Annotated in this window: 14 protein-coding genes; 1 reads left to right on the forward strand and 13 read right to left on the reverse strand. The window is 46.9% G+C overall.

Annotated features, from left to right (window positions below; all coding sequences use genetic code 11):
* The 13 genes from M0P91_RS09045 to M0P91_RS09105 form a co-directional block, all read right to left on the reverse strand.
* Nucleotides 1-1,049 (reverse strand): helix-hairpin-helix domain-containing protein (locus tag M0P91_RS09045; RefSeq protein WP_295066449.1); only part of this gene is annotated, 1,049 nt, incomplete at its 3' end.
* Between the two features lie 35 nt (nt 1,050-1,084).
* Entirely contained in the window at nt 1,085-1,717 is a 633-nt protein-coding gene (locus M0P91_RS09050) for a phosphatase PAP2 family protein (RefSeq protein WP_295066450.1), read from the reverse strand.
* Between the two features lie 247 nt (nt 1,718-1,964).
* Nucleotides 1,965-3,284, reverse strand: coding sequence for a response regulator (locus M0P91_RS09055; RefSeq protein ID WP_295066451.1), 1,320 nt, complete (start codon nt 3,282-3,284; stop codon nt 1,965-1,967).
* 6 nt (nt 3,285-3,290) lie between these two features.
* Complete coding sequence (locus M0P91_RS09060; protein WP_295066452.1) at nt 3,291-4,715, reverse strand: HD domain-containing phosphohydrolase; 1,425 nt, start codon at nt 4,713-4,715, stop codon at nt 3,291-3,293.
* Nucleotides 4,712-8,170: a response regulator gene (locus M0P91_RS09065; RefSeq protein WP_295066453.1), complete on the reverse strand. Its 3,459-nt coding sequence runs from the start codon at nt 8,168-8,170 to the stop codon at nt 4,712-4,714. The genes M0P91_RS09060 and M0P91_RS09065 overlap by 4 nt, the downstream gene beginning before the upstream one ends.
* A 126-nt stretch (nt 8,171-8,296) precedes the next feature.
* Nucleotides 8,297-9,178 (reverse strand): glycine--tRNA ligase subunit alpha, encoded by an 882-nt coding sequence (gene glyQ, locus M0P91_RS09070; protein ID WP_295066454.1) that lies wholly within the window; start codon nt 9,176-9,178, stop codon nt 8,297-8,299.
* A gap of 85 nt (nt 9,179-9,263) precedes the next feature.
* Complete coding sequence (locus M0P91_RS09075; RefSeq protein WP_295066455.1) at nt 9,264-10,481, reverse strand: type II toxin-antitoxin system HipA family toxin; 1,218 nt, start codon at nt 10,479-10,481, stop codon at nt 9,264-9,266.
* Nucleotides 10,478-10,753, reverse strand: coding sequence for a helix-turn-helix transcriptional regulator (locus M0P91_RS09080; protein ID WP_295066456.1), 276 nt, complete (start codon nt 10,751-10,753; stop codon nt 10,478-10,480). The genes M0P91_RS09075 and M0P91_RS09080 overlap by 4 nt, the downstream gene beginning before the upstream one ends.
* Nucleotides 10,754-10,806: 53 nt before the next feature.
* Nucleotides 10,807-11,664: an ARMT1-like domain-containing protein gene (locus M0P91_RS09085; RefSeq protein ID WP_295066457.1), complete on the reverse strand. Its 858-nt coding sequence runs from the start codon at nt 11,662-11,664 to the stop codon at nt 10,807-10,809.
* Between the two features lie 61 nt (nt 11,665-11,725).
* Nucleotides 11,726-12,202, reverse strand: coding sequence for a DUF3972 domain-containing protein (locus tag M0P91_RS09090; RefSeq protein WP_295066458.1), 477 nt, complete (start codon nt 12,200-12,202; stop codon nt 11,726-11,728).
* A 191-nt stretch (nt 12,203-12,393) separates the two neighbouring features.
* Nucleotides 12,394-12,888, reverse strand: a complete 495-nt coding sequence (gene purE / locus M0P91_RS09095; protein ID WP_295066459.1) for a 5-(carboxyamino)imidazole ribonucleotide mutase — start codon at nt 12,886-12,888, stop codon at nt 12,394-12,396.
* Nucleotides 12,889-12,918: 30 nt separating this feature from the next.
* Nucleotides 12,919-14,232, reverse strand: coding sequence for a peptidase U32 family protein (locus tag M0P91_RS09100; protein ID WP_295066460.1), 1,314 nt, complete (start codon nt 14,230-14,232; stop codon nt 12,919-12,921).
* Between the two features lie 94 nt (nt 14,233-14,326).
* Nucleotides 14,327-15,034 carry a chemotaxis protein gene (locus tag M0P91_RS09105; RefSeq protein ID WP_295066461.1) on the reverse strand — a complete coding sequence of 236 codons (708 nt, stop codon included), beginning with the start codon at nt 15,032-15,034 and terminating at the stop codon, nt 14,327-14,329.
* Between the two features lie 69 nt (nt 15,035-15,103).
* Here M0P91_RS09105 and M0P91_RS09110 point away from each other — a divergent pair, with 69 nt between their 5' ends.
* Nucleotides 15,104-15,883: a histidinol-phosphatase gene (locus tag M0P91_RS09110; RefSeq protein WP_295066462.1), complete on the forward strand. Its 780-nt coding sequence runs from the start codon at nt 15,104-15,106 to the stop codon at nt 15,881-15,883.
* The last annotated feature ends 56 nt before the right edge of the window (nt 15,884-15,939 follow it).

Genomic DNA, 15,939 nt, shown 5'->3' on the forward strand with positions numbered 1-15,939 from the left:
GCCAAAAGATCGAGGAGGGCTTTGGCGGTGGTACTTTTCCCCGTTCCGGCATAGCCGACGAGAAAGAGCAATCCGACCCCTTTGTTGATCCATTCCAGAGCCTGGCGCTGCTGCTCTCCCAAGCTCAGGGTATGTTCGCTTAGGAAATTTTCCAGATTGTCGGTAATGGCCCCCTCTTGGGTTTTTCCCCGCCGACGGAATTGGTCAAACAAGAACTTTTCGGCCTGATACAATCGCGAAGGGGCAAGCCTTTGGCTGGGGAGGAGGACGATTTTTTCTTCATGGATACGATCTTCGAGGGCGTTGGCATAGACGGCTTCCTCTCCCAGTTCGAGGAGGAGATCGAGTTTCCGGTAGAGGAGGGGGCGTTCGATGCAGCTGTTCCCCTCTTGGTCGCAGTATTCGCCGAGGGTGTACTCCATCGCCGCCTGAATACGGCGCGGATCGTGGTGATGTACCCCCATTGCACGGGCGATTTCATCGGCTTTTTTGAATCCGATTCCGTTGATCGACATGAGGCCATAGGGGTTGTGCCGGATCGCTTCGATCGGATCGCGTACCCCTTTCAGGGCGGTGGCAATCAGGCGCAGCAGTCCGGGGGTTACCCCGTAGGGGGCCAGAAATTCTCCCAGTGAACGCATCGAGCGAAATTGTTTCCAGCCGTTTGAGAGTTTGGATAGGCGCGTAGCACTCATCCCCTTGATCTCCATCAGTCGCTCAATGTCGTTTTCGAGAATCTCGATCAACCCTTCTTGGGTGTAGCGTTCGATCAGTTCGGCGGTGAGTTTTTTGGTGAACCCTTTGACGACACGGTTTAAAAAGAAAAAAAGTTCGTTTTGATTAACGAGGAGCGATTCGGCTTTAAAGGTTCTGCCGTGCTGCCGGTGCTCTTCCCATACCCCCTTGAGGGTGATCGCCGCACCGTTGAGATGGTCTACGTCACTCTCGTAATAATGGGCGGCAATTTTTTCGCCGCTTTTAAGGAGGGCGATAAAAAATCCGTCGTTTTCATAAATGATTTTGTCGATTTGACCGATAAGCGTTTGCATATGCGATTGTAGCCAAATATGGGAGGGGAGAGGAATTATCGGGCATAAATCGGGAGATTCGCGTTCAAACGGTTTCGATTCGGTTCATAGAGGGCTAAAATTTTGACCGTCATGATTCCGATAAGCGCTCCGACGAGAACGTCGCTGGTGTAATGCATGGTTAACGTGATCCGGCTGAGTCCGACCATAAAGGCCATTCCCCATCCGATGAGTGCCCATCGGGGGCGGTACAGTGCGATAACGGCGGCCAGTGCAAATGCCGTCGCGGTATGACCGGAAGGAAAAGAGAGCATGGCCGCTTTGAGGTGAAAGAAGTCGAATCCGTACAACCCCTGTTCCAGAAACAATGAGGGGCGGAAACGGCCGGCAATGACTTTGACAATATCGGCCGCAATGCCCGAAACGGCAACCGCCAAAAAGACAAATTTGGCAGGGTAGGCCGAGTAGGGGTCTTTGCGAAAGGTATAAAAATAGAGATAGAGCAATCCGGAAATGAGTAAATAGGGGGTAGATACCCCCAGTTTGGTAACGGCGCTAAAAAAAGCGTTGTACTCTCCCGTACAGGCGTGGGCGCAATACAGTGCGATCGAACGGTCAAAAAACAGATAACTCACCGTGGCCGCAAGCAAGAGTGCGGCAGTCTCTAAACGCCATCGTACCGTTTTCATACTGATCCTAGTCCGGTTAATGGACGAAAGTATAGACGGCTTTCATTACGGAAAGGGAACACGTTTGGAAAGCGGCGACGGTCCGAGTTTTAGTGATCTTAACTGATGTTACGCACCTTTTTCAAAAGGGGTGAAATAGGCCAGTAATCTCCCGCATCCGAAAGATGCGGGTAGCTTTAGGGGGGTGCAGGGGACAAATTGTCCCCTGCCACTTTACGGGCTATGCCCGGAAAGTGCGTAACATCAGTTAAAAAAATTCGAAATTGTCGTCCCCCTCCATACCGGCTTCATCCATAGGTTCCAAAAAGGAGTGGATCATCTGGATATTGGAGAGGATGGACGCATTCATATAATCGACCGATGGGGCCCCTTCATAAAAGAGGGTTTTAAACCAAACAATCAGATCGTTATTGAAGCTTTTGCATAAGGTTGACATTTGTGCCGCCATCGCGATGAAAACGGTTTCATCTTTTTTGATGATGGCGGTTAAATCGCGAATGGCGGTTCCGAGCGTTTGGGTTTGGCTGTAAAAAAGGAGGATGCTGGAGATTCGTTCAAAGGAGACGATGATCTGATCGACATCGTCGCTGTTGAGTTCATTGCTCCCCATCCACATAAACTGGGTTGAAAGCTCACCCAGTTTAAGTTCTAACGAAGTCATATCCTCTTCTTCCATAAAATCAAACCGCTGAAGTATTTCGGACCCTTTTTCGTACGTTGTCGCCGTAGAATCGGAAGAAAATTTTCGCGGCTGTTCTTCAGGGATGACCATCGTGGTAATCACCATGGTTTGTGAAAAATCTTTCATCACTTTAAAGGAGAGGATATTGAGTTTGAGCAGGTAGTCAATCTGGTCGAAATAATTTTCGATCAGCTGAATCACTTTTTTCGATTGGACAATATTGATGTTTAAAATGGAGAAAAAGTAGTAGTGTTCATTCTCCTCTATCACAATATGGGGCTGCACTTTACGGGTCAGCATCACCTGCGAGAGTTGATAGATAAACCGGATCAAATCACTCATGAAATTGGTGCGGACGTTGTCTTTGACTTTAAAAAGGAGCGATTCCCACAGCTGGGCGAGATCTTCTTCATTTTCGATATGATAGGTTGTTTTGTAGCAAAAAATAGTATTTGTAAAAAGGTTGAGGCTTTGTTTGGATGAGGTGATCCCCTTGCTGTTGTCTATCATCGTTGCGTAGAGGTGAAGCCGGCGTTTGAAGATGTCGGGCTGGATCGGTTTCACAAAATAATCTTTGGCCCCGCTGCGAAGGGCCTGAATCTGATTCTCTTCATCCCCTTCGGTCGAGACGATGACAATAATGGCCTGCGGCAACAGGGCATGGATGTGTTTTGTCGCTTCTATCCCGTTCATATGGGGCATTAGTATATCCATGAAAATGAGGTCATACGCCTCTTCCTGACACATTTTTACCGCTTCAAGACCGTGATCGGCTTTTTTGATCTCTATCGGTCCGGTATTGTATTGTTTCACATACTGTTGGATATACGCTTCCAAAAGGGTTTGGTTCAGGGTTTGGTCATCAACGATTAAAACTTTTTGCATAATGGTTCAATCCTCATAGTGGGTATAAATAGCGTAAATCTCTTCGATATTGCGGGTGAAAAGTTTGACCAGTTCGGGATCAAAATGGTTTCCGGCATTCGATTGGATAAAATCAACGGCCGCTTCGAACGAACAGGCTGTTTTGTAAGGCCTGTTGGACGTGAGGGCATCAAATACATCGGCAATTGCGACGATCCGTCCATAAAGCGGTATCTCATCCCCCTTCAGTCCGAAAGGGTATCCGCTTCCGTCATATTTTTCATGATGGCTCAATGCAATGGTACAGGCCGCTTGGAGATAAACACTTTTGGTATCTTCCAGAATTTTGCCTCCGATGGTGGTGTGGTTGTGGATAATTTTCATCTCCGTCGGATCCAGCAGCCCGGGTTTGAGGAGGATGTGGTCGGGTGTCCCCACTTTGCCGATATCGTGCAGCGGAGCGGCAAATCGGAGAATCTCCTGTTCTTGTTCGCTCAAATTCAAATACTTTGCAATGTGGACCGCATAGCTCGATATCCGTTTGATGTGGTTGAAGGTCTCTGCATTTTTGTATTCGGCGGTACGGGAGAGGATTTGAAGCGTTTCGTGCTCTTTTTGTTGCAGCTCCTGATAGGCTTGGGTCGATTCCGTAATGTCATAAAGGGTTCCGACCATATACAGCGGCTCCTCTTTCTCATCGTAGTAGACGCTTCCCCTCCCATGAACGTATTTGATCTCTCCGGATACGACGATACGGTAACGCAAATCGCAGAGGGTTTTCGTGAAGATCGACAAATCAATCGCGTGTTTGACTTTTTGGATATCTTCAGGATGGACGAAATGTAAAAATCTCTCATAGGTCGGCTGAACGGATTGCGGCTCAAGTCCGAAAATACGGTACGTTTCATCCGAACACTCCCATATACCGCTGAGGATGTTCCACTTCCAGCTTCCCAGATTGGTTATTTTTTGGGCGGTTTGCAACTCTATAAGATTTTTTTGAAGTTCACCGGTCGCTTTTTCGATTTGTCTTTGGATCAGTTTGTCTTGATGCGAGAGCCGCAGGAGTGCTTTGCGAAGTTTTATCAACGTTTGGACGCGGTTTAGAAAGATCGATTTATGGATCGGTTTGCTGATAAAGTCATTGACCCCTTCTCTGAGGGCTGTGATCAGGAGTGTATTTCCGGTGTTTTGTTCGGTAATCATAACGACCGGAATTTCCGGATCGATTTTTTTGACCTCTTTGGTGAGGGCAATCCCGTCCATTTCGGGCATGGCATAATCCACGATCACCATATCAAAAGGGTTGTTTTGAAGGTATTCCGATGCTTTACGCGAATCGGTAAAATTGACAAACACGGCATTGGTACTGTTTAAGTAGGTCTCAATCACTAAAAGATTCATATCATTCTGATCGATCGTGATGATGGTAAAAGGGGTCTCGTGCCTCATCGTATTAGTTCCTTTTGCATCCGGTGGATAGCGTTTTCACTCTCTCGGATAATGGTTTCTAGCTCTTGAATCGTTTGATTTTCACTGAGTGTTCCGATCTTGCTTTCAAATTCGTGACAATATTTTCCCAACGGTTCCATATAGAGATTTCGGGCAATCCCTTTGAGCGAATGGATGGCCATTTTTAAGGGGACGGAGTCGTTAGGGTGTTCACGTATCTGTTGGAGAAGCGTTTGGGTATTGTTAATGAATTTTCGAAACAGTTCCGCAACAATCTCTTCGGGGAGCTCCAATTTTTGAGCGGTAGAAGTCATTAAGCTCATATCGGTGATTTCTAGTGCGTCGATAGCATCGGATCCGCTCCGGAGTGTGAGAGGAGGTATCGTTTGGGCACCGAAAAAATCGTGAAATATTTTGATAAGATCGGTTTTTCGAAGCGGTTTGATCAGGTATCCGTCCAAACCTTGTCGGATATAGTCTTTGATGTTTTTTTCAATGGCATCGGCACTGACACCGATAATCGGAGTATGGGGACGTCCGGCTTCTTGCTCGTAGTGAAGTATCTGCCGTGTCGCGCTGATTCCGTCGAGATTGGGCATATTAACATCCATGAGGATCAAGTCGTAGGTATGGTGCATAAATTTGGTGAGTGCTTCATTACCGTCTTGTGCAATATCGATCGTGAACCCCATTTTTTTCAACACTTCCTGAATGTAAAATCGGTTGACCTCATTGTCTTCGGCAATCAGGATATGAAGTTCCCCGAAATGGGAGGACTCTTCATAGATGGCGGGTGCATAGGATTCAACTCCATACAGATCGAATTGTCGGGTTATATTGGACCATGTCAGCTCATTGGTGATCCAGATGATATTTCTTTTACTCAGAGGCAAAGAGGTCACAACGGGCATAAAAGAGGAGATGAGATAGAGGTTGGCGTGTTGATAACGCTCAAGCATCGCGGTGGTTTCACTCATCTTCATACAGTCCATAAAGAGGAGAATCGAAAGAGCGCTCTGATCTTCGGCGTGATCAATCGGATCAAGATGCGAGATAACGGATGCCGTGCATCCGAAACGTTTGAGATACTGTTCTACCAATTTAAATCGGGGCGGTAAATCGGAAGCGGGGCAATAGAGGCGGATATCTTTTTTCTGATATTCATACGATCTGTCCGGGGTGAGATCGGTCAATTCCAAAACGGTATGGAAGACGCTCCCTTTTCCCACCTGGCTTTTGAAAGCGATTTTCCCCCCCATGGCGGCGGTGACGCGTATCGCGATATTGAGTCCGAGACCTGTCCCCCCATATTCACGTGCGATCGAGTTGTCCGCTTGGATAAAGGCTTTAAAAATACGTTCTTTGTGCTCCGGTTTGACCCCTATCCCCTCATCGGCAACGGTGAAGCCGATCTTCACTTTTCCGTCTGAACGTTGAAGTTTTTTGACCCGAATATAGATCCGTTTATCGGATGGGGTGAATTTGATCGCATTGCTGATGAGATTCGTCAGAATTTGCTTAAGATGGAGAATATCGGTTTCGACGGTGACCGGCAGTCGGGGGTCGATTAGCACGAGCATATCGACCCTTTTTTTTGCTGCGAGGGCGTAAAAAGGGTAAAAAATTGCTTCAAGTTCCCGTATCAGATGGATGGTTTCATTATAGAGTTCCAACTGCTCCCGCTCAAGTTTCATAACATGGAGAATATCGTTGATGATCTGGCGGAGGGTATCGCTGCTGTAGGAGATGGCCTGAAGGTATTTTTTTTGTTCTTCGTTGAGAGACGTTTCATGGAGCAGTTCGGTAAAACCGAAAATACCGTTCAGCGGTGTCCGTATCTCATGGCTGATCGTTGCCAGAAACCGGCTCTCTGCTTCCGATGCTTCTTTGGCGGTTTGTAAAGCACGGTTGAGTTCGGAGACGTTCTCAAACGAGACAAGATAGCATATCCCTCCGCTGAAACGGTAATCCGGAATTTTTTCAACATGAATGGAGAAAATATGATGATGGTATGCGTGATCGCGCATGGCCACTTTAATAAAATTATTTCGCATCTCATAAAGATGTTCCAGCCAGACGTAGCGTGATGCATAGGAAATCTGTAGCGTATCGTCTCCATCCAGAAAAAGATCATAGAGATTTTGAAATCCGCAATGTTCGGGGTCCAGAGAGGGGATTCCCAAAAATTCCATAAATCCCCGGTTGGACTGGACCACCCCTTTCATTTTGTCGACCATGCAGACGAGGCTGGTTTGTGCATCGAGAACATTTTGGATCTGACGCCGCTGCTCCTCGATTTCGTGCTGTTTTTCAATCAAGGGGGTGATGTCATGACGGATACTGATAAATTCGATAATGGTGTTGTTATTATCCAGAACCGGGGCGATCGTACTGTCGATGTAATAGGTACTGCCGTCTTTGCGGCGGTTCATGATCATACCGTTAAAAATCTGCTTGTTTTGAATCGTCTCCCACATTTGGCGAAAAATCATCGGATCGGTGTCGGGGTGACGGATAATACTGTGGGGACGTCCGATCAACTCCTCTTTGGTGTAGCCGCTAATCGTGCAAAATCTTTCGTTGACGTAGGTAATGATCCCTTTCGGATCGGCTTTTGAGACGATGGAGCTTGAATCGATCATCGCCTTGAGCTGGCTGGATATGGTGTGTTCATAATGGAACCATTTTTTACTGATTCGATAGTCCAGCGTATGGGCAAGCGTCCAGAGAAACTCTTCGGCAGAGTAAATTTGCGTAAGAACGGTATTGACACCGGCTCGGTAGAGTCTGGCAGAGAGGTCAGGATCAAGCGAACCCGATAAGACGATAATCGGTATTTCCGATATTTTATCGATCCGGACATAATCGATGAATTCGAAGAGGGGAGCGGTATTCTCCTCTTTTAGATCGAGTATCAAAAGATCGGGGAAAAGATGGCCGGGTGCAGCCCATTGCTCTTTGATGGTATCCGGGTGGGAGAAGTGGGTCAGATGGTATTTCCGGTGGAGGAGAATAGTGTTGAATTTTTGTTCCGAAAAACGGGTGTCGCTGACTACGGTAACCTGATACTGAGGATTGGTATTGATGGTTTCAAAAAGACGTGACAACTGATTGGCAACGTAGGCAAGCGGCTCTTTTTTCTGAAAATAATCCAAAATTCCGCATTCAAACAGGCGGCTGCGTTGTTGCAGATCATTGTCGAACGTAAAAACAACGACACCTGCACTCTCCGGCGCAGTGAGATATTCGCAGAGGGCGGCGTCATCCAATCCGGTAGAGATCGGATCAATGATGATAAAATCGGGACGGTACTCCTGAATTGCAGAGAGTTTATCGGGTTCGAATATCTGAAATACGGTAGAGCCTAAAGAACACAGATGAGCGCAAAGCTGAGTACTCAATTCTCTGTCAGTATCGAGAATTGCAATGGTATGATGTTTTTTGTTCGTAGACACTGCAAAATTATTTAGGCTGTTCATGGAGAAATTGTATCATTTATTCGTCATGAATTAGATCAATTTGAAATAAATTAATTAGAATGTAACAAAAAGTATATTTTTTGGGTGAAACCCGAAAGAGAGTTACCCTTTCACCCGTTCGATCCGGGCCTCTTCCTGCGATTTGTAGAGTTCGGCGCATCCCCGTGCCAATTCGCGGATTTTGAGAATGTAGTTGGCCCGTTCAGTGACGGAGATCGCTTTGCGCGCATCGAGAGTGTTGAAGGTGTGCGACGCCATCATGCACAGATCGTAGGCCGGAAGGGGCAACTCGGCATCGAGACACCGTTTGCACTCGGCCGATTTGGCTTCAAATTCGGCGAAAAGCATGGCGGTATCGGCGATTTCGAAGTTGTATTTGCTAAATTCGATCTCCCCCTCTTTGTGGATGTCGCGGTAGAGGGTTTTGCCGAAGCTGTTTTCGCTCCAGACGATATCAAATACCGTATCGACCCCTTGTAGATACATCGCCAGACGTTCCGTTCCGTAGGTGATTTCGACGGCAACCGGATCGCAGGCAATTCCTCCCACTTGCTGAAAATAGGTGAACTGGGTCACTTCCATCCCATTGAGCCACACTTCCCAGCCCAGTCCCCACGCACCCAGCGTCGGAGATTCCCAGTTGTCCTCGACGAAGCGGATATCGTGCTCTTTGAGATTGAGTCCGAGGTACTCGAGGCTTTTGAGATAGAGTTCCTGGATATTTTCAGGGCTTGGTTTGATCAGAACCTGAAACTGGTAGTAGCTTCCCAGACGGTTCGGATTTTCGCCGTAGCGTCCGTCTGTCGGACGGCGGCTAGGGGCGACATAGGCAACCGACCAGGGTTTTGAATCGAGGGAACGCAAAAATGTAGCCGGATGAAACGTCCCCGCACCCGCTGCGATGTCATAAGGCTGGACGATGGCACACCCCTGATCGTTCCAAAATTGTTGAAGTTTTAAAAGCATATCGCCGAAAGTGATCATAAAAATTTCCCGTAAAAAAAGTGGGGCTATTATAGCCAAAGTGACTTGATTCTTAATGAAGCCAGTGAACGTTTCTTGTGGGTTGTTACGCTAGGAGTTTTGATTCGATAAAGCGTATCATCTTGTGACTTACCCCCGCTTGTTTCGCAAAATGCGACCATTGCATCACCGATGCATACACTTCATCACAGATAGCGATCCCGTTTTTGAGCCGATGTTTTTTGGCGAGTGCCAAGAGATGCTCTTTCGTCGGGTTCTTCCCCTCTCCCCCAACCATCGTGCTATGCTCTCCCCCCGGTCCACCGGAGAGGGTAATATCATAAACCGGTGAAAACTTCCATTCTCCCCTCTCATCCATCAGAAACGAGAAATTCTTGGCATGGTCATCACGATTGTGGGCGAAAAGATTGAAACACGCGAGGCGAAAAACCTTCTCCTGCTCCTGGATATTTTTGCTCAGATGCAGGCTTAACGAGAGCAAATCATGATAATCCAGAGAGGGAAAGCGAAAATCACTATGGACTAATCCCGCCACCGAGTGGACATGGACACGCGTATCACCGATCCGATCAAATCGTTCACAGGCGAAATAGTTCCCCTTTTTCCCCTCCAGTAGTGCCGTTTCGGGCATCTCCAATCCCGCCTCTTTCGCCATCAGCGAATAGGCATACTCGATGGCTCCGATTTCAGGGTGATCCGCCCCGGAGGCAAATTTGACCATCCAATGGCTATATCCCTCTTTGAGCGGTTGTGATCCGTGGATCATATCGTTGTGATCGTTACTGAGTTGGATCATCGCTTTGGGTCGCGCCCCTGCGGATGAGCCGTTAAGAACTAAAAGTTCATCGATCAGTTCCTCACTGCTCCCTGCTAAAATCTCTTGGGAATGAAGTGCTAATTGATCCAACACGATGGCATCCATAAAGGGATTTTCGACCTCGTGAAAAGGCTCGTAGCTGAGTGCTCCCATCCCGTAGTTTCCGACATATCCCAGTCGATCCAGTGGGGTCAAATCGCGTGCATGAACACCCAACCGCATCAAATGTCTATCCATGAGCAACCGACCCCAACCATCAGGCAATGAGTCGTTAAACACCCCCCACAACCCCTCAAACGTATCATCGTCGCATCGCATCACCCCTGCTTTGAGCGGCAGTTTATAGGGGGAAATTTCGATACCCGTTTGGAGAAATGCTTGGTCATACTCGAAATAGATTTTTCGATCTTTGTAGGCGAGGGTTCCTACTTTTTGTTTTTGTGTGGTGTTGAGGTGGACGGTGAGTTTAGGGGTGAAGGAACTCATCCTAACACCTCTTCCAAACTCCCATAAACCTTCTCTTTCGGTTTACAAACCCCCTCAAAATCCCCCAAACATTCCAAAATAAAAGCCAGTTTGAGAAGTGATTCGAGAGAAATATCTCCGCTGTGTTCGAACCGTTTGAGTGAGCCTAAGCTCACACCGGAGCGTGCAGAGAGTTCTTTTTGGGTGTAGCCTAAGGTGCGTCGCCGTTCTCGAAATTTGGTTCGGAGTTCTTCGATGATGTGGTGAGGCTCTTTTGGTAAAAAGGATAACATATTAGCCCTTTTGCAATAATATTAACCATTATAGCTAATATTTTATCTTTTTATCAATCCAACTTACAGATAATAGAACCGATTTCACGCCCGAGTGAGCGGGAGACGACGGAACATTTTATTTTGAGGAGAAAACAGATATTTTTGCGGCGTACCGGACTCATACACTCGTAATTGCCCATCCCTTTGGCGATGATCAGATCGGCGGTATCGAAGAGTTTTTGGGCTTCGGGGGATGCGAGGCTGTAGACAAATCCGGGAGTCGGGACGCCGCTATCCATGAGGGTACAAATCTGATCCATCTTGGCTTCTTCCGCCTCTTTTAAAGTGACGTCGTTGATAATAAAATTGCCTCGTACCATGTAGGTGATTTTTAAATGGGGGTAGAGTATTTTTAGATGTTCGATTGCCAAGGCGTCAAAGAGATGTTCACCCGTATTGTCGCCGATGTAGAGCAGTGTTGAGGTATTTTTGAAGTGTTCGGCCAACTTTATAGCGTCATCATGCGCAAATGGCGTATCAAATACCGACAGTATCGCACCGTGCAGGTCAAACGTTACCTCTGCTGCTAAATCGATGACGTTTCCCACAACGGCAGTTTTAAGAAGCGCCATAAAAGGGTTATCGCTTTGTTCTATCGTTTCACGCAAAAAGGGGAGATAGTGTTGAGCTTGTAGCGTTGCGTGTGTTTTTTGCTCATCGTAAAGATCGGTTTTTTCGGCAAAAAAAGCCATCTGTTCATACAGCGGTGCGGCAATGACAGGTGGGGAGAGGGTGAAATCAGCAGTAGAAAGAGAGGTTTCAACAAAAGAGACAATTTTTTCTCTTAAAGCGTCATCTGCTCCAATGGCATCACAAACACGTCCGCTTTGGGCGATGATACACCCGATACACTCATTTTCTATGTGCATGGTTATGCCATCACAGCAAAGCCCCGATTGGCTGCGCTAATACTATGGTTTCGATTTTTTCTCATTGTGCGGCATGCTCTTCGATCACTTTGCCCCACATTAGCTTGTATTTGCGGCGCATAAATTCAACTTCCTGCTGAGAGAGTTTCAACTGTTCGGTCAGGGTTGCAATCGTATGGCGATCCTCTTCATACAGTTCTTGAAGCGATGCAAGGGCCTCTTTTAAAAAAAGATTCTCATTCTTGATCGATTCAATCGTCTCCTCTTTGGCAACGAGCACTTTTTCGTGCAGATTGATAATCGTACCGATGGTTTTTTCGACGAAACTTGCCCCCAGCGTCATATCGGCTTCCGATGCACTAAGCTCATGCAAGGAGGCGGGGACGATCCCCGCCATCCCCTGACCGGGATCGATCATAACGACTCCGTCTTCGATGATAGTGGTAAGTTTTCCCCGAACGATCAGCGTTTCGACCTCCGATCTCTCCATCTGCGTCAGACGGGCGTAGTCGTCGATGCTCATCCAGTGTCCCTGCATAGTTCCCGCCTCGTGTTTTGATAGGACGATTGTACCAAAAATGTGTTAAAGGTGTAGTGAGGGGGTAAGAGTACTTTGTACTGTTTTGTATTTGGGTCGATTCAGTTACGGTACGTATTGCAGATGAAATAGGAGATGCTCTCCTTTTTCTTTGCTTTTGCAAAGAAAAAGGGGTATAAACAGTTTTAAAATTAAAGAATCGTCTCGATTTCGAGAGAATCCATCTCTACTTTTTTTGCTTTTGCAATACGGTCTTCCTGAAGTTTCATTCGAAGTTCTTCATTATTCAGCGCAAGGATCTGCATTGCAAGATAGGCCGAATTGATGGCTCCCGCTTTCCCGATCGCGACGGTTGCTACCGGCATACCCGCCGGCATCTGTACGGTAGAGAGGAGCGCATCAATACCGTTAAGTGCGGATGCACTCATCGGAACACCGATGATCGGTTTAACGGTTTTGGAAGACAATACCCCTGCCAAATGCGCCGCCATACCGGCTGCCGCGATAAACACCTGAGCCCCTTTGGCTTCGGCGGTAATGATATACTCTTTGGTCCGCTCCGGACTTCTGTGCGCGGATGAGATAATCAGTTCATACTGAACTCCAAACTCTTCAAGTGTTTGCGAACACGATTTCATGACATCGAAATCGCTTTTGCTCCCCATAATAATGGATACGAACTTCATGCTATTTATCTCCTTTTGGTGTGATTGAATTTAACATTTGGTGACGGTCCCCATATCCTCGGTGGCAGGGATACGGAAAAAACAAAACGGCGGTAATGAGGCGGGTAGGGTAAAGCGGTTTAGATTGCCGCTGTGGACCTGATCCCATATTTTGCCGTTTTCCGCCAGAAGCTGCTTGAACGTGATGGTCCAGTGGCCGTTTTCAAAAGCGATGGCGCCGATTTCGTTGTCGATGGCTTTCATCCCATTCTCATCGGGAGTAACGATTTGCATTGTCTCTCCGGGGAAAGTTTTGTATTTGCACTCAAAAAATTCCCCGCTCTCATCGACCATCCCGCTCACTTGATGGGTCCCCATCATCATCGTGAAATCGAGATTTTGGGTATCGTGTTTTTCAAACGGACGGTTCACCAGATAGGCATCGGTAAAACCGCGATTTTGCATCGTATTTAACTCTTTTTGATAGCGCTCCCCGTCAAATTTTCCGGCATAAACATCATCGATGGCCTTGCGATAGGTTTTGGCGGTAATCGCGGCATAATAGGGGGCTTTCGTTCTCCCTTCGATTTTAACGGAATCGATGCATCCCGCATCCAGAATCTCTTGAATATGAGAAGCAAGATTGAGATCTTTGGCATTCATGATGTAGGTCCCCGTCTCCGATTGTTCTTCAAGACGAAACAGCGTACCCGTTTCGGGATTGGCGGCATACAGTTCGTAAGAAAAGCGGCAGTCGTTGGCGCAGCTTCCCCGGTTGGGGACACGGCCGCTTTGGAGTGTGGAGATCAGACATCGGCCGCTGTAAGCGAAACACATTGATCCGTGGACAAATACCTCGATCTCAAGATCGGGGAGCTCCTCTTTGATCTGTTTGAGGTCTTTCAGGGAAATTTCCCGCGCGGCAATAATACGACGCGCCCCCATCTCATAATAGACCTGAGCATCGAGGACATTCATGACATTGGCTTGCGTGGAGAGGTGCAGCGGTATATGCGGAGCGATCTGATGGGCCAGCTTGAGAACACCGGGGGTAGCGACGATAAACGCATCCGGTTCAAGAGATGCCATTTGTGCAATATGCTCTTTCAGAAGTCCCAATTGCGAATTAAACGGAAAACCGTTGATCGTAACGTAGACTTTTTTACCCCGTGCATGGGCATACTCTATCCCCTCTTTGAAACTCTCCCTATCGAACTCTTTGCCCGAACGGATGCGGAGCGAAAAATGGCTGACTCCGCCGTAAACGGCATCAGCACCGTAATCGATAGCGATTTTGAGTTTTTCTAAATTCCCTGCCGGGGAGAGGAGCTCCACTTTATTCAAAGCATATTCTCGATTCTTCATAATTTTACGGGAATTTTATCTTAAAAACGGGGTGAGTAGAATGAAAATTTAGGGTTAATAATGGGATTAAAAGGGTGAAGCAAGCTTCAGCCTTCTATTTTTTTCCAAACGAAGCCAATAACGCCTCGATATCATCGCTGCTGACAATATCATCCGTTGACGTGTCTCCGGGTAAATGGACCGCCGAAGAGACCCGTTTGGCATCGTCGATTTTTCCGGAAAAGAGGTGGTTCATGTAAGTGGAGAGTGCCCGCATGACGTTGATGACCCGTTCGATTTTTTGACGGTGGATGTCTTGATACTGCATAATGTCCATGACATTCATGATCGTGTCCCCTCCGTTTTGGAATATTTCCAATATTTCGCCCATATTTTCGGAGGCTTCTTTATTTTTTGTGAGCTGTGTTTTAAACGCTTCGACGTGGGGGAATTTTACGGAAAGGGTTTCAAACAATTCGATATTGCTCTTAATGACGGCATTGACGCTTTTGACCTGTTTTTCCCCATCCCCTAAATCGTTACTGATCCCTTCGATCAGATCGAAAATTTCACTCGCTTTCTCTTCGCTCTCTTTGGTGACATCGTCCAGCTGGTGAACCATTTTGTTGTCGTCGGTCGGCGGTGGGGGGGGCCAGCTGTGCATTGCTGATACACGGTAGTGATTCGGATCGTGTTCAGTTGAAAAAGATTCATCATCAACTTCTTCTTCTAACGCTATATCAGCTGAAAGTTCCGTATCTCCATCTTCTTCATCCAAGTCCATTTCACCATTCATTAGTGCATCGAGTTCTTCTTGCGTCATGACTTCTACCCTCAACGATTTAATTGCACTATAATAGCATGTTAAATCTTTATTTTATTTGGATAAAAAATGAAAGTCGATCTTCACAATCATACCGTTTTGTGCAATCACGCAACGGGAAGCGTCAATGAGTACGTAGAGGCGGCAATCGCCTCCGGTACCGAGTATTTCGGTTTTTCCGACCATGCCCCGATGCATTACGATCCACAGTATCGCATGACGTTTGAGGAGATGGATGTGTATGAACGATGGGTTCAAGAGGCCCGTGACCGGTATCAAAATCAGATTACGCTCCTTTTGGGATATGAGGTCGATTATCTTCCGGGATACATGGATGAACGTGTATTGCAACGTCCCTGCGATTATTTGATCGGAAGCGTCCACTTTATCGATGAGTGGGGATTTGACAATCCTGAATTTATCGGCCGATATGAAGGGGTGGATATCGATTCGATGTATACCCGTTATTTCGAACTGATAGAATCGATGGCAAAAAGCGGTCAGTTCGATATCGCCGGCCATCTGGATTTATTAAAAGTATTTAAATTTCTTCCGAAAAGGGACATTCGGCTGCTGGCAAAAAATGCCCTTAAAGCGATCAAAAAAGCAAAAATGAGTCTGGAACTTAACGTTTCCGGATATCGCAAACCGATTGCGGAAGCGTATCCTTCCCCCCTCTTGGTGTCCGAAGCCTTTGAGATGGATATCCCCATCACGTTTGGTTCCGATGCCCACAGACCCGATCAGGTTGGACTTTACACGGATCAGGTTGAGGCGCTTGCACGATCGGTAGGGTACACCCAATGTGCGCTGTACCGTAATAGAGATCGGAGTTTGATTAATTTTTAATCATCCCTTAAACCTCTATTTTTGATCTTTTTTGATATACTACAGTCACTTTTATT

Source organism: Sulfuricurvum sp. (assembly GCF_023229695.1).
Lineage (GTDB): Bacteria > Campylobacterota > Campylobacteria > Campylobacterales > Sulfurimonadaceae > Sulfuricurvum.

Excerpts from the sequence above, each read along its gene's own strand:
- M0P91_RS09105 (WP_295066461.1), bottom strand. The coding sequence starts at position 15,034 with ATGACGCAAGAAGAACTCGATGCACTAATGAATGGTGAAATGGACTTG.
- M0P91_RS09100 (WP_295066460.1), bottom strand. The coding sequence starts at position 14,232 with ATGAAGAATCGAGAATATGCTTTGAATAAAGTGGAGCTCCTCTCCCCG.
- M0P91_RS09090 (WP_295066458.1), bottom strand. The coding sequence starts at position 12,202 with ATGCAGGGACACTGGATGAGCATCGACGACTACGCCCGTCTGACGCAG.
- M0P91_RS09060 (WP_295066452.1), bottom strand. The coding sequence starts at position 4,715 with ATGAGGCACGAGACCCCTTTTACCATCATCACGATCGATCAGAATGAT.
- M0P91_RS09055 (WP_295066451.1), bottom strand. The coding sequence starts at position 3,284 with ATGCAAAAAGTTTTAATCGTTGATGACCAAACCCTGAACCAAACCCTT.
- M0P91_RS09075 (WP_295066455.1), bottom strand. The coding sequence starts at position 10,481 with ATGAGTTCCTTCACCCCTAAACTCACCGTCCACCTCAACACCACACAA.
- glyQ (WP_295066454.1), bottom strand. The coding sequence starts at position 9,178 with ATGATCACTTTCGGCGATATGCTTTTAAAACTTCAACAATTTTGGAAC.
- M0P91_RS09080 (WP_295066456.1), bottom strand. The coding sequence starts at position 10,753 with ATGTTATCCTTTTTACCAAAAGAGCCTCACCACATCATCGAAGAACTC.
- purE (WP_295066459.1), bottom strand. The coding sequence starts at position 12,888 with ATGAAGTTCGTATCCATTATTATGGGGAGCAAAAGCGATTTCGATGTC.
- M0P91_RS09085 (WP_295066457.1), bottom strand. The coding sequence starts at position 11,664 with ATGCACATAGAAAATGAGTGTATCGGGTGTATCATCGCCCAAAGCGGA.
- M0P91_RS09050 (WP_295066450.1), bottom strand. The coding sequence starts at position 1,717 with ATGAAAACGGTACGATGGCGTTTAGAGACTGCCGCACTCTTGCTTGCG.
- M0P91_RS09110 (WP_295066462.1), top strand. The coding sequence starts at position 15,104 with ATGAAAGTCGATCTTCACAATCATACCGTTTTGTGCAATCACGCAACG.